Below are 16075 nucleotides of genomic sequence, written 5' to 3' on the forward strand. Positions count from 1 at the left end.
TTAGTGGAATGACAGTTTAGATACGTGCTGTTAATGTCAGTTTCAAGTCGCCGTTTTATTGATGGCTATTTTTATTGACGATAACGAGACAAGAAATTAGCAAAGCGATCAAGCGCATCACCCAACTGATCGGCCCATGGCAGAGTAACAATGCGCACGTGATCCGGTTCTGGCCAGTTGAACGCAGTGCCTTGCACCAGCAGGATTTTTTCCTGGAGCAGTAAGTCCAGCACCAGCTGTTGGTCATCCTGAATGTTAAACACCTTAGGGTCTAAGCGGGGAAAGGCATACAGCGCACCTTTAGGCGTCACGCAAGAGACCCCTGGGATGGCGTTAAGCTTTTCTATCGTAATATCTCGCTGAGCCAATAGTCGGCCGCCCGGCAGAATCAAATCATTGATTGACTGGTAGCCACCCAGTGCGGTCTGGATAGCATGCTGGGCTGGGACGTTAGCGCACAGGCGCATTGAGGCCAGCATGGTTAAGCCCTGAATGAAATCACTGGCACGCTGTTTGGCTAGCGTGCCGGAAATGGTCATCCAGCCGGAACGAAAGCCCGCGCAGCGGTAGCTTTTCGATAGCCCATTCATGGTAATGACCAGTTGGTCATCATCCGCCAGTGCACCCGTGGCAGTGTGCTCTACGCCGTCATAAAGAATCTTGTCGTAGATCTCATCGGAGAACACCACCAAATTGTGCTCTTGGGCAATATCCAGCACTTCCCGTACCACTTCAGGCGGGTAAACCGCGCCGGTAGGGTTGTTCGGGTTGATAATCACAATAGCCCGGGTGCGGCTGGTAACTTTGGCGCGGATGTCTGCTATGTCCGGTGCCCAATCGGCTTGTTCATCGCACAAGTAGTGTACGCCGTGACCGCCAGATAAATTCGCTGCGGCGGTCCACAACGGGTAGTCGGGAGCGGGGATCAGTACTTCATCACCGTCGTTTAACAGCGCCTGCATGGACATCACGATCAGCTCGGAAACGCCGTTGCCGATGTAAATATCTTCAATGCCAACCCCGGGAATCCGTTTACGTTGGCACTCTTGCATAATTGCCTTACGCGCCGAGTAAAGGCCTTTAGAATCACAGTAGCCCTGGGCAGTGGGCAGGTTGCGCATCACGTCTTGAAGAATCTCTTCCGGTGCCTCAAAGCCAAATGGCGCCGGGTTGCCAATGTTAAGCTTTAAAACTCGCTGGCCTTCTTCTTCCAGGCGCTTGGCATGGTCGAGCACTGGGCCGCGAATGTCGTAACAGACGTTATGCAGTTTGTGCGATTTTTTCAGTGTGTGTGATTCTGTAGGCTGCGGGGTGTCCATGGGGTTTATTATCCAAAATGTCCTGTGGCCGTGGGTGTTACTGATGATCAGCCCATTATGCGTCGGATTGTAGGTGGCTGTCTTCGTCGTTTTGTATCGGCGGCGGTGGAATATCACCTGGGGTTTCTAAAGTAAGTCTACCGAGCTTGCCATCGCGTAGTTCGTGAAGCAGTACTTCGGCACCGCGGTGTATGTCGACCTCGCCACCGGGGCGTAAGCCGCCGCGCTTACTCGCAATTTCTTTCAAAATGGCGTGGCCGTCAAAACCGGCAATGGCTAAGAAGTCCGGCTTTTGTGGGCCATCAGCATCCACCTCTTGTGCTACGGGCGCTTCATAAGTAGGCAGCGCCTTTAACTTATAGCGGGTGGTCAACTCTGCAGGATAGCGCTTGGCAAGCTCGGCACTGGTGACGATGGCTACATCGGTATACTCAATCGCAGTATCACGAATTGCACCGCTAGCAGCCAAGCGATAGGCGCTAGCCTGGTCTTCGATTTTTGGCCATAGCACCCCAGGGGTGTCGATCAGCGCGACGCGGCCGTCGATACGCACCTTTTGCTGGCGCTTGGTGACCGCGGGCTCATTGCCAGTTTTAGCAATTTTGCGGCCAGCGAGCCCGTTGATCAGCGTCGATTTTCCTACGTTGGGAATGCCCATCACCATCACGCGGACATCTCTATCAGCGCGTACCGCGCCTGCCAGCTCGTGGCATAGCTTAGGGATTTTTTTAAGCTCGCGAATATTGGTAGTGGTAATTGCCAGGGCGCGGGTATCTTCTTGGGCATCGAAAAAAGCTACCCACTCAGCAGTACGTTCAGGGTCGGCAAGATCCGCCCGCGACAAAATCTTCAATACCGGCTTATGGCGAGTCAGCTCGGCCAGCATCGGGTTGGCGCTGGAGTAGGGCAGACGCGCATCAAGTACTTCAATCACGACATCAATTTCGGGCAGCGCGTCCTTAATCTGGCGGCGGGCCTTGTTCATATGTCCGGGGAACCAGCCGAGCATGAGTTTCTCCTAATTAGCGCAAAGCAAATACAAGCACGAAAAACGGGCACAAAAAAAGCGGGCTGCCATTCTAGCAGATGGCGCCCGCCTTTCTGACGTTGAACGAGGATTTAGTGACGATTACTCGTCAGGATGAAACTCTAATGACACCGAATTGATGCAGTAACGTAACCCCGTCGTGTCTGGCGGACCGTCAGGAAATACGTGACCCAGATGGGCATCGCAGTGAGAGCAAACAACTTCAGTGCGCCGCATGCCGTGGGAGGTGTCGCTGTGCTCTTCAATGCAGCGTGTTCCCAGTGGGCGATCAAAGCTTGGCCAGCCGCAACCTGCATCAAACTTATGTTCGTTTTCAAACAGCGGCGCATGGCAGCACACACAGTGGTAAATACCTTGGGCATCACTGACCTGATAATCTCCGGTGAAGGGGCGTTCAGTGCCTTTCTCACGTGCCACATGGTACTGTTCCGGGGTGAGTTGCTTGCGCCATTCATCAGGGGATTTTTCTATTTTCGCCATGGGGATCTCCTCTCCCTCTGGTTATCGTTAAACAGAGGCTTACTAAGCAGGCTAGCGTATCACTACGCACAGTGACAGTAGATAGCCTGTTCAGGTTCAGCATGTGTGAAAGGTAAGAAAACCGCCAGTGTGGCGTTTACACGCTAGCGACATTACCGTGACGGTGTAGCAAGTATATGAGAAATAAGCGGGTGCTCTTATATAAAGTGCTGGGGGGATCAAAGCACCCCATTTAGCAGGCGCGGCTCGTGGCAGGATAAAACGTTTCGATTTCAGAGTGCTTGACAGCACATTAAGGGCTGAGTAATATACGCGCCACCTCGACGAGGCAATGAAACGTCCCATTCGTCTAGTGGTCTAGGACACCGCCCTTTCACGGCGGTAACAGGGGTTCGAACCCCCTATGGGACGCCACTTACTCTTATAGAGTTAGTGGTATAAAGTAAGAGGTCGTCAAGGTATCGGAATTGCGGGAATAGCTCAGTGGTAGAGCATCGCCTTGCCAAGGCGAGGGTCGAGAGTTCGAATCTCTTTTCCCGCTCCAAGCATTTCATATGCTTACAGTGTCCCATTCGTCTAGTGGTCTAGGACACCGCCCTTTCACGGCGGTAACAGGGGTTCGAACCCCCTATGGGACGCCAATCCGATTTGCGAGTAATGCAGGTTAAGCGGGAATAGCTCAGTGGTAGAGCATCGCCTTGCCAAGGCGAGGGTCGAGAGTTCGAATCTCTTTTCCCGCTCCAAGCATTTTATATGCTTACAGTGTCCCATTCGTCTAGTGGTCTAGGACACCGCCCTTTCACGGCGGTAACAGGGGTTCGAACCCCCTATGGGACGCCATCTCGCATTTTTCGTAGCACTGTTTGTTGTACGCGGGAATAGCTCAGTGGTAGAGCATCGCCTTGCCAAGGCGAGGGTCGAGAGTTCGAATCTCTTTTCCCGCTCCATACAACGGTTCTACATAGGTGCCAAGGGTCGAGAGCTGGAGCGCCAGCCCGGTCGAATCTCTTTTCCCGCTCCAAGCAAACACTCTCTTTTTATCCCCCTTTATTGCTTGTTTTCCTATGTTTTTTGAACACCGTATCGCACATCAATTGGCGATATTTTTGCGTGGCTGTCTTTCGAGCGACTTGAAAAAACATACGGATGCCCCGATATCCTCTCGTCTAACTTGTTTTTCTTGTGCTCCCCATTTGCTGACAGGACATATTCATGGCCGAACCGGCATTGTCTATCCGTGGCCTCACAAAAGTGTATGGCAACGGCTTTCAAGCGTTAAAAGGTATTGATTTAGACGTCCAGCAGGGCGATTTTTTTGCTTTGTTAGGACCCAACGGCGCGGGTAAGTCGACCACCCTGGGGGTGGTCTGCTCGCTGGTGCAGAAGTCCGCCGGTAAGGTGTCGATTTTTGGCATCGACATCGATAAAGACTTCGCGAAAGCCAAATACCAGCTTGGCGTGGTGCCCCAGGAATTCAATTTTAATCAGTTTGAAAAGGTCATTGATATCATTCTGGCCCAGGCGGGTTATTACGGAATGACCCGTAAAGAGGCGTTGCCCCGTGCTAAGCAACTGCTCACGGACCTTGGGCTATGGGACAAACGCAACGGCAGTGCGCGTATGCTTTCTGGCGGTATGAAGCGTCGTTTGATGATTGCCCGTGCGCTGATGCATCGCCCAAAGCTACTGATTCTTGATGAGCCAACAGCGGGTGTCGACATCGAGCTGCGCCGCAGTATGTGGGAATACATGCGGCGTATTAACCGCGATGAGGGCACTACCATTATTCTCACGACACACTATCTCGAAGAGGCCGAGAGCCTGTGCCGCAATATCGCCATTATCAATCAAGGCGAAATCGTGCGTAACACCAGTGTGCGTGAACTACTGACCGAGCTGAACACTGAAACCTTCCTGCTCGACTTGTCCGCCCCGGTTGAGCAAGCGCCCGTCATTGAAGGATTTGAAATTCAGCAGATCGAGCCTTCCCAACTGGCGTTAGTGATTCATCGTGGTCAGCAGCTTAACGATGTGTTCAGTGCCTTAAGCGAGCGGGGGCTAAACGTGGTTTCCATGCGCAACCGCGCCAACCGCTTAGAGGAGATGTTTGTTTCCATGGTGGAAAGTAGCCAGCAAGCGATTGATCAACGCAAGCAGCAGGAGGCGCGGGCATGAATGCAACGCAGACCCTCATTGCGCTGTGGACCTTAGTGCTTAAAGAGATCAAACGCTTTACGCGGATTTGGCCGCAAACCTTGCTGCCGCCATCAATCACCATGGCGATGTACTTCATCATCTTCGGTAACTTAATTGGTTCGCGCATTGGCGATATGGACGGCTTCAGCTACATGGACTTCATTGTGCCAGGGCTGATTATGATGTCGGTGATCACCAACAGCTACTCCAACGTGGCCTCTAGCTTTTTTTCCAATAAGTTTCAGCGCTCTATTGAAGAGATGATGGTCTCTCCCATGCCTAACTGGGTGATCTTATCCGGCTTTATTTTGGGTGGTATGGCCCGTGGCTTGGGGGTGGGGTTAATTGTTACGCTGGTGTCGCTGTTCTTTACCCGTTTAACTGTCGAGCATCCACTGCTCACGGTGCTGGTCGTTGTGCTGACCTCGGCGCTGTTTTCCATCGGCGGTTTTATTAACGCGCTGTTGGCCAATAAATTCGATGATATCTCCATCGTGCCGACGTTTATTTTGACCCCGCTGACGTATTTAGGCGGCGTGTTTTACTCGATTTCGATGCTGCCCGATTTCTGGCAGAGCGTCTCCATGCTCAACCCAATACTGTATATGGTGAACGTTTTCCGCTACGGCTTTTTAGGCGTTTCTGACATTCCGGTCGTCTGGGCGCTGGCCGCTATCTTTGCCTTTATCGTTGTGCTGTTTATGGTGGCACTCACCATGCTAGAGCGCGGCAAAGGTATTCGCAGTTAAGCGTGTGATAACGCCCAGTAGGAAAAAGCACGCTACTAATCAAGAGAGCAACCAGTCATGGCACATCGCCCCGATACCTTAGAACACGCGCCCTTAGGGCGCGATTCCGCCTACCCAGAACAGTATGACGCTGGGCTGTTGTATCCTATTCCCCGTGCTGCTAACCGTGCCCCATTGGGCATTGAAGACAATAAGCTGCCGTTTGTTGGGGAAGATGAGTGGCACGCGTTTGAAGTTTCCTGGTTGAATAACCGTGGTAAGCCCATTGTGGCGGTTGCCCGTTTTCGCCTGCCTGCGGATTCACCCAACCTGATCGAATCCAAATCCTGGAAGCTCTATCTCAATAGCCTAAATCAAACGCGCTTTGAAAGCCGAGAAGCGGTGCAACACGTGCTTGTGCGCGACCTGGCCGCCGCGGCGGGTGCTGCCGTTAGCGTAGAGCTATTAGGTGTAGACGACGCTGAGCTTGCCCCCCAGCGCTTGCCGGGCAAATGCCTGGATGACCTGGATATCGACATCAGCGATTACACGCCCAGTGCAGCGCATTTGGCCGTCAGCGAAGAGATTGTTGAAGAGACACTGCACTCCCATCTACTTAAATCTAACTGCCCTGTGACTGGCCAACCCGATTGGGGTAGCGTATTAATTCGCTATAAAGGCCCTAAAATCGACCGTGAAGGGCTGCTACGCTACCTAATCGGTTATCGTCAGCACCAGGACTTTCACGAGCACTGTGTCGAGCATATTTTTACCGACCTGATGCAACTGGCTAAGCCTGAAGAGCTACTGGTGCTGGCCCGCTATGTTCGCCGCGGCGGGCTTGATATCAGCCCATGGCGAGCAACTCCAGGATTAACGCCGCCCAGCCCATTGCGCCTAGCAAGGCAGTAACAACGGCGCTAACCTAGCGCTCAACGATCAATAAAAGGGGAGTCATAATGGACGCACTCACGCTGCTTCACGAACGTAGTTCTATGGGGAAACTCACCGAGCCTGCGCCCAGTACCGACCAGCTCAGCGCTATCTACCAAGCTGCGCTGCGCGCCCCAGACCATAAAGAGCTGCGCCCCTGGCGGTTTATCGAATTTGTCGGCGAAGGGCGCGAGCGCCTTGGTGAGCTGTTTGCAGAAGCAGAGTTTCAAGAAGACCCCAGTGCCAGCGACGACACACTAAATTCCGCACGTAAAAAACCGCTGCGTGCGCCGATGATCATTGCCGTGATTGCCAAGGTCACCCCGGATATTCCGGGCGTGCCGAAAATGGAGCAGGTGATTTCCGCCGGCTGCGCCGCCCACGGTATTTTGCTGGCCGCCCACGCGCTAGGATTAGGTGCCATGTGGCGCAGCGGTAAGTACGCCTTTGACCCCGTGGTGCGTAAAGGCCTATCGCTAGACGAAAATGACGAAGTGGTCGCGTTTATCTATCTGGGTAGTCTGGCAGGTCGCCATAAACCGCTACCTCAGCACAATGTGGAAGACTTTGTAGAGCGTTGGGATTAACGGTAATGAGCCAGCCACGTCAACCAGGAGTGCCTTACCCCCGTTTGCCACTCCCTGAAACCCAGGAAGACCTTGTCGCCTTTCAGCGGTGGCTAGGGGAAGCAATTCCCATGGTGGGCGCACTGGGAATTCAGGGCATGACCCAAAGCGCCGCCCGAGAGGGCGGGGCCTTGACGTGGGAGCTAGCGCTTAGCCCCAATCTAAACGACAAAGGTACAGGCTTCGGTGGTGCGTTAACGGCGCAAACCACGCTGCAGGGCTGGTGTTGGGTAACGCTATGGCTGCGTGCCCAAGGGCGGGCGCAAGATGTTGTGGTAGCCGAAGCCAGCCAGCGCTTTCTTGCGCCAGTCACTAGCGACTACCGCATCATTTGCACTCCCATCGACTCCCAAGGCCCTGAGCAGCTAGCGGAAAAGCTTAATGCGCGGGGCAGGGGCAGTATTGCGCTCACTCAGCAGCTCTACTGTGGCGACACGCTCTGCCTGGAAGCCAGCGGGCGCTACGCCGTGCTGCCTGTTGCTTAAATCTTTAAAAGGCTTGCTATTTTAGGTCTTAGACCATAGAATATGCGCCGTTCTGTTGGGAAAGGCAACGCCTTAACAACCGAGCGAAAAAGTGGAGAGGTGTCCGAGTGGTCGAAGGAGCACGCCTGGAAAGTGTGTAAGTCGAAAGGCTTCGAGGGTTCGAATCCCTCCCTCTCCGCCAAAGAATATAGAAAAAGCCCGCTGAGCAATCAGCGGGCTTTTTCGTGCCTGCCATTTAAGTTATCCACATGCAGTTTGCGCTACGTTAGTCCTGTTTTTTTCCATGCAAGGTGATAAAATTGCGCATAAATATATATAAAACAATGGCTTATGATTAGTGTGTTTGTTTTTATACGCAATTTTCAAAGGCTGACTATGATGCTAACGCGTATGCGCACTAATAAACTGTTATAGCGCATTGAAGTACAGCAAGATTCGGGTCGGCAGTAGTCGTTCGGTCTCCTAATATGGCATCTGTTCGGGCATATGCCCTTTTATAGTAAGCAGATCCTAGAGGAATAACGATGACTATACTTTCCAATAAAGTAGCTATTGTTACCGGTGCCAGCACCGGAATTGGTTACGCAGCCGCGAAGCTTTTTGCGAAAGAAGGAGCTGCCGTCGTGGTGGCCGCAAGGCGACAAAAGGAGCTTGATGACCTTGCGGACGCAATCAACGCGGAAGGAGGGCAGGTGCTGGCAGTAGCGGGCGACGTTGGCGAGGAAGCTTTTGCCAAAGCGTTGGTAGATAAGGCGGTAAGTCACTTTGGTGGATTGGATATCGCTTTCAACAATGCGGCTATCCTGGGTGCTATGGGTCCTGTTCCGGAGATGTCGCATACGGACTGGAATCAGGTTATTGCGACCAACTTAACCAGCGCATTTTTGGGCGCAAAGTACCAACTGCCTGCCATGGCTGCCCGAAAAGGAGGTTCATTAATTTTCACCTCTACCTTCGTTGGTTACACCGCAGGTATGCCTGGCATGGCTGCCTACGCAGCCAGTAAAGCGGGCCTTATTGGGTTGACTCAAGTGCTGGCGTCAGAGCATGGGCCTCAGAATATCCGGGTCAATGCCCTTCTGCCCGGTGGTATTGATACACCAGCGGGACGTGAATTTGCCAATACGCCGGAAGCATTGGCGTTTGTTCATAACCTGCATGCTCTCAAGCGTATGGCGACACCAGATGAAATTGCTCAATCCGCCTTGTACTTAGCATCCGATGCCTCCAGTTTCACAACGGGTTCTGCGATGCTGGTAGATGGCGGTGTATCCATAAATCGTGTCTGAGAGGCTGCGCCATGTCAGGCTATGACCGAATCATTTGGTTGATCGGGCAATTGATCAACCCAGGCTTGAAGAGATAGCCGCCCACGTGAATTTGAGTCTGTATCACTTTCAAAGGCTGCTTTGTCGGTGGGTAAGTGCTACACCGAAGCGCTTTTAACAGGTCCAGACATTGGAGCGGGGCAAAGTGTTGCTGGAGAGTTCTCGTTCCTTGCTCGAGGTATCACATGAGCTTGGGTTAAGCGGCAGTTCAAGGTTACATGACCACTTGAGCAGTCACACCAGGCGAGTATAAAAGTCGAGGTAAGCCGATTCATATCGAGTGCGGCGTACACGCTACCCCGCTGGGACCTATGTTTGTTGTGGTAACCCGGTATGGCGTTTGCCGGGCAGGCACCCTGGCTTATAGCGCGCCACTGATCTCCGTGATGCTCCTGATTCGGCGAGGCCACGATAGCTGTATTGAGCGCCAGCGTGCTCATCGTACTGAGTTCCTTGATTGCCGATTGGGCTAAACCCCGAGAGGTGCCGCGTCGGAATTGATGGCTGCAAGATGTCCTCGCTCACCCACCGCAGCCTCTCAATCACCCTGCACTCGGCGATGAGGTGGCCATAGTTAGCTGAGTATCACTTCCCTCTAAAAGGGAAATATGCCGCTGAAGCCTATCCCTGCGACGGCGACGATTACAACAACGATAACGACAATGGTGGTGGTAGATGGCATTTTTCTCTTCCTTTGAGAAATGAGTGTCATTGAAGCGTAGCCGTCATTGGCGTGTTTCGCACATCCCACGTTTTATGAACGGCTCTCTTTGCTGAGTGCTTTCCCCAAACTGGCAAAATAGGCGCTGAACAGCGCATTGATGCGTTCGCGCTGTTCGCCTTGTGGGTACAGGCCGCGTTCTGCTTCGGGAGAGGTTTTGGTGCCTTTCACCAGGAAGTGGTTTTTGATACTGGCGTCTTGCACGAAGGCTTCAAAGGCTCGGGCGCATAGCTCTTCTGGCTTACTGTAATAGAGCTGGCCGTGAGCTTTGTCCATGGCGGCGGAGTGGGTGAAAAGCGCGCTGGGTTGCTGGCCGTCGGGGTGAAGCAGAATAGCGTGGAAGCAGGCGAGTAGGCTCTGGTTGAGCGGGTGGTTAATCGGGGCTGCATCCGCTAGCCATGCTGCCGAAGCGAAGGTGCTAGTCGGCACATTGTCAAAACACTTCTGGGCAATGTAGTGATCGAAGGCGTGAAACCACTCGTGGGCAATGCTGCCAGGCCCCGCATTCTTAGCGAGCGAAAAGCTGCGCTGGCTGGGGTCGTAATGGGCAGAAACGCCGGGTCTACCACCGCTGCCGTACTGTAGGGCTAACGAGCCACGTAGTGAAATCAGCGCTTCATTGCCGTGCAGTATCAGCATTAAGTCGCACAGCGCATCGTGGAAAAGCTCGGCGGCGCGGTCGCGCTCTGCGGTGGTCACCCAGCGGCCTATTTCAATTGAGCGAAAATCGAACTGGCGACGGATCAGCGCAAAGCTGCTGGCACGTTCCGGGCGGTGCATTGGCCCTTGGCGGTAAAACTCTCGTGCTTCAATGCTCACGGCGTGCTCGCTAACCTAAAAAAGAAGTTCACTGAGCTATCTTATCGAAGGTAGCGAGTCAGCGCCAAAGGCTGTTCGGCAAGACCGGCTAAGGTGTCTACCCTTATACCTAGGCAGCGAATGATTGGCTGCACTGTGTTCCACATCAGGGAGGGAGTATGGCAACGGCACATGTTTATCGCATGAAAACGGATGCGCACCAGTGCCCCTTTGGTTTGAAAACCGTTTCATTGCTGCAGCGTAAGGGCTACGAGGTGCATGACCACCCGTTAACATCCCGCGACGAAATCGATGCATTTAAAGCGAAAGAGCAGGTCGATACGACGCCGCAAACCTATATTGATGATAAGCGCATCGGTGGCTATGAAGAGGTGCGCGAGTATTTGGGCTTAAGCGTGCCGAGTGCTCAGGAAACGTCTTATCGGCCAGTGATCGCCATTTTTATCACGGCGCTGTTGATCGGTTTGGCGGTTAGTTGGCTGGCCCATGGGGCGCTATTGACTGCGCGATTACCTGAATATGCAGTGGCTACCGCCATGGTGCTGCTTGGGTTGCAGAAGCTTCAAGACGTGGAAAGCTTCAGCACCATGTTTCTGAATTACGATTTGCTGGCTAAGCGCTATGTCCCCTATGGGTATGTTTACCCTTATGCGGAAACCTTTGCGGGTATATTGATGTTGGCGGGGGCATTGATATGGCTGGCAGCACCGCTGGCGCTGTTCATTGGTACGGTGGGTGCTGTGTCGGTGATTAAGGCGGTGTATATCGATAAGCGAGAACTGAAATGTGCCTGTGCGGGCGGTAATAGCAATGTGCCGCTGGGCTTTATTTCGTTGACGGAAAACCTTGTCATGATCGCCATGGGGTTATGGATGCCGCTGAAGAGTCTGCTGTAACGCAAGTGAGTAGAAAAGGTCATACGCCTTGTAACCCAGAAAACACGCCCCAAGGTAGAGTAAGTAACGCAAGATGCTATCGCACGCTTCACACTTAGGAGTCATTAGATGAGCAAGCGTATTTTGGTGGTGCTGACATCACATGATCAGTTAGGAGACACCGGCGAAAAAACTGGCTTTTGGTTAGAAGAGCTAGCAGCGCCGTACTATGTCTTTAAAGATGCAGGTGCAGACGTAACGCTGGCCTCGCCAAACGGCGGGCAGCCGCCACTTGATCCGAAAAGTGACGCAGACGATAGTCAAACCGATGAAACGCGGCGCTTTAAGCAAGATGATGAAGCGAATGCGGCGCTAGCGGAAACGCACCGCCTTAGCGATATGAGTGCTGATGATTTCGATGCTGTGTTCTACCCAGGTGGCCATGGTCCGCTGTGGGACTTGGTTGATGATAAAGATTCTATCCAATTGATCGAAAATTTTATTGCCCAGGGCAAGCCAGTGGCATCGGTTTGCCATGCGCCTATCGTGTTGATTAATGCAAAAAGCAGCAGTGGTGAACCGCTGGTAAAAGGGCGCCAAGTGACAGGTTTCACCAATGGCGAAGAAGATGCGGTTGGTCTAACGGATATCGTTCCACATTTGGTGGAAGACGCGTTGCAACAGTGTGGCGGTATTTATAGCAAAGCAGACGACTTTACGCCGTATGTGCGCGAAGACGGCCAGCTAATTACTGGCCAAAATCCGCCTTCTTCTTCGGCTACCGCCGAAGCACTGATGGCATGGCTGGCCCGTTAAGTAGTTCTTTTTTAGCATCAGAAACTATGACGGCGGGCATAATGCCCGCCGTTTTTATGTGCGACTATGAAAAGCTATACGTCAATATGGGCGTGCGCAGTTAACAAGTAGGAGTGCATGCATTTGTGTTTAGTGGCGTTGAGTAAAGCGCTCACGCAGGCGTTGGAGCGCTTGTTCATTCCAGCCGGGAGGTTCGGATAGTGCTACCCAGGCATCAATATAGTGTTTAGCTGCAATTTCATGCCCAAAGCCTGATGGGGCGCTGCTGGTGGCTAAGTCGGCTAGCAACTGCAGCATGGTCACGACTGGGTACCAGCGTAATTGCGGTGAAACATCGGGGGCACGCGGATCACGCATCCAATCGGGTTCGCGCCAGAAAGCTTCTGGTTCAAAAAAAGTAATGGGGTCGCTGCCGTATTGTAGATAAGCAATACGAAAATTTCCCCACTTGCCTGTGGCTTCATCCAACCCTTGGTATTGGTTCATGAAGCGGACCACGTTGCCATTATGGAAGGTGGGTAGCCATGCAGGGCTACCTGGATCGCGGTCGGCGGTAACATTGCGCCATGTATCGCTGCGAAAGGGAGGGCCGGCCCACAGTGCGCCGTGGAAGGGGTCATTGATGATGTCGTATAAATCAAAGGAGAGATCTGAATTAAGTGCGCCTAAACTTAGCCCGAATAGGTATAGTTTGGGGCGTTGATCGCGGGGCATCGCAGACCAGTACTCGTAGATGGTAGTGAACAGTGCGCGAGCATTTTCGACGCCGTACTCCGCTTCGGAAATTAGCGATAGATGGCTGGGGAGGTAGGAGTATTGTGCTGCTACTGTTGCAATGTCACCTCGGTGAAGGTATTCCACGGGGTCTTGAGAGCCGGGATCTATCCAGCCGCGGCCGGTGGGCGTGGCTAGCACCAGCGTAGAGCGTTCAAAACCACCTACGCGAATCAGTTCTTCAAGGGCAAGTTGGGCTCGCTCAATAGGCGTGTCGGCAGCATTGAGGCCTACATAGACGCGGACCGGTTCTAGGGCTTGTTCGCCTAGAAACTCACTGATTTCAGCACCGGTTGGGCCATTAGTCACAAAACGCCTGCCTCGGCTACCTAGCGCTTCCCAGCTAATCAATGAATCGGCGCTACCTGGTTTCATAGGGTCGTCAGGTGGGTCGAGGTCATCCTGGAATATTTCATCCATTTCTTGATAGGAACGGTCAGCCACTTTCAATGCATAGGTAAAAAGTACGCCTTCAATGACCATCCAAAATAGTGCGAAAGAAGCGACCGTTCCCAATACATAGGCAGTGCGGCGGGGGAGTATATGGGCGAGTTTGTGAGAAAGCAGTTTGAAGGTGCGCTTGAACAGCAAACCAATAATACTCAGAAACGCGAAGATGCCCAGTGCAATGAGTGCAATAGAGAGCGGGCGAGTGCCTTCAGCAGGAGTCATGCCCATTAGCTCGCGAATACTGTCCTGCCACTCAGCAGCACGCCAAAGAAAAATAATTGAGATGCTTAAACAGACTAGCGCCGCTAGCCATTTCAGGTAGCGTTTTAATGTGGGATTTGGCTCTGGCAAGTGCAGGTAGCGCCAAAGCATATGACTAATCACGCCAAGGGCATAACCTGCTGTAAAGCTAAGCCCGGAAACAATCCCTTGGGCCACCAGCGGACGAGGAACTAAGCTTGGAGTTAACGAGAGGGCAAAAAATAACGTTGCTAGCACTAACCCTGTTCCCGAAAGGCGGTTAAGGCTTAAGACCTTCCCTAGTCGCTTGGCGCTATTATCCATTGCTTGCTCTCGAGTTATGAAACGATGCATTAAAGTCTTATATAATAAAGATAGTGTCAACTGCCAGTATCAATAACGACCGATTTTAAAAACCGCCGACTTTAGAAGTGATAGCTTTAAAAACGATAACTTAGCGATACTCCGGTGAGGGCTTGCCAGTTGCTGCCTAGCTCATTAACGATTGGGCTGTCGGCAGCACTGCCAGTTAGGTGGGTTGTGCCGACGAAGCCAGTGGCTGTCCATTCAGGCGTCAGGAAGTAGCTGAGGCTAGCATTCACCCCCATTCGCCAGTAACCGCCGTCTGGGGCATAGGCCGCCACGCCGCTACGTGCGCTGTCTTGCATTGATACGCCAAACAGCGACTCGGTCCATTTCTCGTTTGAATAGGTAACGCTGGGCGTTAGCGTGAAAAGTGTCCGTTCACTAACCGGCATACGCAAAGCAGCATTGGCTGAAAACTTTGCGCCTTCAACGTCGCCGCTTACCGGCGCGCTGCCTGCAACGCTATAACGCCAGAACCCTTGTTGATAGCTAACCCGCAAACCTAACGTGGCCCCGGCATCGACTTTTTCAAACTGGCTGATATCGCCCTTATTGTCTCGCCCAAAGGTGTAGCCAATGAACGGCGAAGCGGTCCAGTTACCGTTACGGACAGCGTGCCACTCAATACCGTTGCGCACGTTGATTGAGAGCTGATCGCCGTATGTCAGGTTAAGGACAGGCCACGCTCGTGTGTCATAGTCGTCGCTGCCTAGGTAGTCAGGTGAGTAGGTCACGCCTGCGCCGATACTGCCTTCCCAGCTGTCTCCCAATGCGGGAGCGGTTAATGCGATGCTAAAAGCAGCCGCTAACCAGGGGGTAAAACACTTATATTTAGAAGCGCTTTGAGTCGCGCGAGAAACGAAAGTCGTCACGGGGTGTCCTTTTAATTATTCAAACGTGCGTGATTGTATGTTTTTGATTCAAGCGACTGCAAGCTCTCTAGAGGCCTGTGTGGTTCATGAATTGAAACTATTTCTTGTTTCATAGCTTAGGTTAGATAATTCAACAGCTATAGGGCGCACTGTGTGCACATAGCGCAGGGATGGCGCTACAGGGAAGTGCAAGCAGGGAGTGCTTGTGGTGCACAAGGACGCATGAACAGGAGGTTCGTGAAGGAAGCTCAAGGAGGACCTGATAAAACCCCGGCCAGTGCGATGGTCGGGGTTTTTTTATGGGCAAACGGCACTGCTGACTAACAAGCGTGATGATAAAACAGTGCGCTGAGTTTGCTCATTGGTGTGGATACCGCCGTTTGGCAATTCATGCAGCGTAGTGTCGCGCTGTCTTTGCCGGTGCCCTCAAGGCGAAATCGTTTTAGGTACGACGTTGTCGAGGATTCCGCGTTGCCGCAATGACGGCAAATAATATCCACGCCGTATACAGTCGGGCTGATCATAATATGTCTCACGCTGACCTCCTACCGCAAGGGAGTTAATGGGCTCAGTCGTGGTAACGTCCGTGTAGAAATGCATCCGTGACGATGCTTAAAAAGTATAAACAGCAAACGGCTAGTTCGCCATTTATGTAAGCAGCTATCTATTTATGAGCGGGTAGTAAAAAATTCATGTTTTGATATCCCAGGTTAATGTTTTTGACATATATGAGGTTCAAGGTGAGTAACAACACAGGGAAAGGTGTTAGGGATAACGACCAAGCAGGAAAGCTTGTTAAACCAGGGATGCATGGACAGGATGTTCGTGAAGAAGGATTACGGAGGAAATACCACTACCCCGGCCAGGAATGGCCGGGGTTTTTTTATGGTGCGCCAGGCATGGCGCGCAGCGCCTTAACAGGCGCTATTCCTGAGGGTGGTGCCTCAGGATGACTTGGGGGTGAAAGTCCCCTGCACGCCCGGCAAGGGGAAGTGCTAG

15 protein-coding genes and 7 tRNA genes are annotated in these 16075 nt (G+C 52.6%); 16 read left to right on the top strand and 6 right to left on the bottom strand.

Features of this window, described 5'->3' with window-relative positions:
- Positions 1-71 precede the first annotated feature (71 nt).
- The 3 genes from K7H08_RS06080 to msrB all read right to left on the bottom strand — a co-directional run bounded on the left by K7H08_RS06080 (position 72) and on the right by msrB (position 2847).
- Complete coding sequence (locus K7H08_RS06080; protein WP_089038711.1) at positions 72-1319, bottom strand: pyridoxal phosphate-dependent aminotransferase; 1248 nt, start codon at positions 1317-1319, stop codon at positions 72-74.
- A gap of 55 nt (positions 1320-1374) precedes the next feature.
- On the bottom strand, positions 1375-2328 hold the full coding sequence (gene ylqF / locus K7H08_RS06085) for a ribosome biogenesis GTPase YlqF (RefSeq protein WP_095602343.1): 954 nt from the start codon (positions 2326-2328) through the stop codon (positions 1375-1377).
- A gap of 120 nt (positions 2329-2448) precedes the next feature.
- Complete coding sequence (gene msrB / locus K7H08_RS06090) at positions 2449-2847, bottom strand: peptide-methionine (R)-S-oxide reductase MsrB (protein WP_038482587.1); 399 nt, start codon at positions 2845-2847, stop codon at positions 2449-2451.
- A 338-nt stretch (positions 2848-3185) separates the two neighbouring features.
- Here msrB and K7H08_RS06095 point away from each other — a divergent pair.
- The 13 genes from K7H08_RS06095 (at position 3186) to K7H08_RS06155 (ending at position 9104) form a co-directional block, all read left to right on the top strand.
- Positions 3186-3261 (top strand) — tRNA-Glu (locus tag K7H08_RS06095).
- Between the two features lie 55 nt (positions 3262-3316).
- A tRNA-Gly gene (locus tag K7H08_RS06100) sits at positions 3317-3391 on the top strand.
- 21 nt (positions 3392-3412) lie between these two features.
- A tRNA-Glu gene (locus K7H08_RS06105) sits at positions 3413-3488 on the top strand.
- A 27-nt stretch (positions 3489-3515) separates the two neighbouring features.
- Positions 3516-3590 (top strand) — tRNA-Gly (locus K7H08_RS06110).
- 21 nt (positions 3591-3611) lie between these two features.
- A tRNA-Glu gene (locus K7H08_RS06115) sits at positions 3612-3687 on the top strand.
- Between the two features lie 32 nt (positions 3688-3719).
- Positions 3720-3794 (top strand) — tRNA-Gly (locus K7H08_RS06120).
- 265 nt (positions 3795-4059) lie between these two features.
- Positions 4060-5022, top strand: a complete 963-nt coding sequence (locus K7H08_RS06125) for an ABC transporter ATP-binding protein (RefSeq protein ID WP_231657466.1) — start codon at positions 4060-4062, stop codon at positions 5020-5022.
- Complete coding sequence (locus K7H08_RS06130; RefSeq protein WP_095602341.1) at positions 5019-5792, top strand: ABC transporter permease; 774 nt, start codon at positions 5019-5021, stop codon at positions 5790-5792. Before K7H08_RS06125 ends, K7H08_RS06130 begins: the two co-directional genes overlap by 4 nt.
- 57 nt (positions 5793-5849) lie before the next feature.
- The gene (gene queF / locus K7H08_RS06135; protein WP_231657467.1) at positions 5850-6683 is read left to right on the top strand and encodes an NADPH-dependent 7-cyano-7-deazaguanine reductase QueF; all 834 of its coding nucleotides are present in this window, start codon (positions 5850-5852) and stop codon (positions 6681-6683) included.
- A 47-nt stretch (positions 6684-6730) separates the two neighbouring features.
- On the top strand, positions 6731-7291 hold the full coding sequence (locus K7H08_RS06140; protein WP_120385486.1) for a nitroreductase family protein: 561 nt from the start codon (positions 6731-6733) through the stop codon (positions 7289-7291).
- Between the two features lie 5 nt (positions 7292-7296).
- The gene (locus K7H08_RS06145; protein WP_231657468.1) at positions 7297-7815 is read left to right on the top strand and encodes a YiiD C-terminal domain-containing protein; all 519 of its coding nucleotides are present in this window, start codon (positions 7297-7299) and stop codon (positions 7813-7815) included.
- Between the two features lie 93 nt (positions 7816-7908).
- Positions 7909-7996: transfer RNA gene (locus K7H08_RS06150), tRNA-Ser, on the top strand.
- 343 nt (positions 7997-8339) lie between these two features.
- On the top strand, positions 8340-9104 hold the full coding sequence (locus K7H08_RS06155) for an SDR family oxidoreductase (protein ID WP_231657469.1): 765 nt from the start codon (positions 8340-8342) through the stop codon (positions 9102-9104).
- A 793-nt stretch (positions 9105-9897) separates the two neighbouring features.
- On the opposite strand, the gene K7H08_RS06160 is transcribed toward K7H08_RS06155, so the two are convergent.
- Positions 9898-10683 (bottom strand): CLCA_X family protein, encoded by a 786-nt coding sequence (locus K7H08_RS06160; protein ID WP_231657470.1) that lies wholly within the window; start codon positions 10681-10683, stop codon positions 9898-9900.
- A gap of 158 nt (positions 10684-10841) precedes the next feature.
- Between K7H08_RS06160 and K7H08_RS06165 the strand changes: the two genes are divergently transcribed.
- Complete coding sequence (locus tag K7H08_RS06165; RefSeq protein WP_198350206.1) at positions 10842-11579, top strand: MauE/DoxX family redox-associated membrane protein; 738 nt, start codon at positions 10842-10844, stop codon at positions 11577-11579.
- A gap of 108 nt (positions 11580-11687) precedes the next feature.
- The gene (locus tag K7H08_RS06170) at positions 11688-12374 is read left to right on the top strand and encodes a type 1 glutamine amidotransferase domain-containing protein (RefSeq protein WP_231657471.1); all 687 of its coding nucleotides are present in this window, start codon (positions 11688-11690) and stop codon (positions 12372-12374) included.
- A 129-nt stretch (positions 12375-12503) separates the two neighbouring features.
- Here the strand turns inward: K7H08_RS06170 and K7H08_RS06175 are convergent, their stop codons facing one another.
- Complete coding sequence (locus tag K7H08_RS06175; protein ID WP_231657472.1) at positions 12504-14162, bottom strand: alpha/beta hydrolase; 1659 nt, start codon at positions 14160-14162, stop codon at positions 12504-12506.
- A gap of 116 nt (positions 14163-14278) precedes the next feature.
- Entirely contained in the window at positions 14279-15076 is a 798-nt protein-coding gene (locus K7H08_RS06180; RefSeq protein ID WP_231657473.1) for a MipA/OmpV family protein, read from the bottom strand.
- A 740-nt stretch (positions 15077-15816) separates the two neighbouring features.
- Between K7H08_RS06180 and K7H08_RS06185 the strand changes: the two genes are divergently transcribed.
- Entirely contained in the window at positions 15817-16029 is a 213-nt protein-coding gene (locus K7H08_RS06185) for a hypothetical protein (RefSeq protein WP_231657474.1), read from the top strand.
- The last annotated feature ends 46 nt before the right edge of the window (positions 16030-16075 follow it).

Origin of the sequence: Halomonas sp. IOP_6 (assembly GCF_021151565.1) — a bacterium.
Classification (GTDB): domain Bacteria; phylum Pseudomonadota; class Gammaproteobacteria; order Pseudomonadales; family Halomonadaceae; genus Vreelandella; species Vreelandella alkaliphila.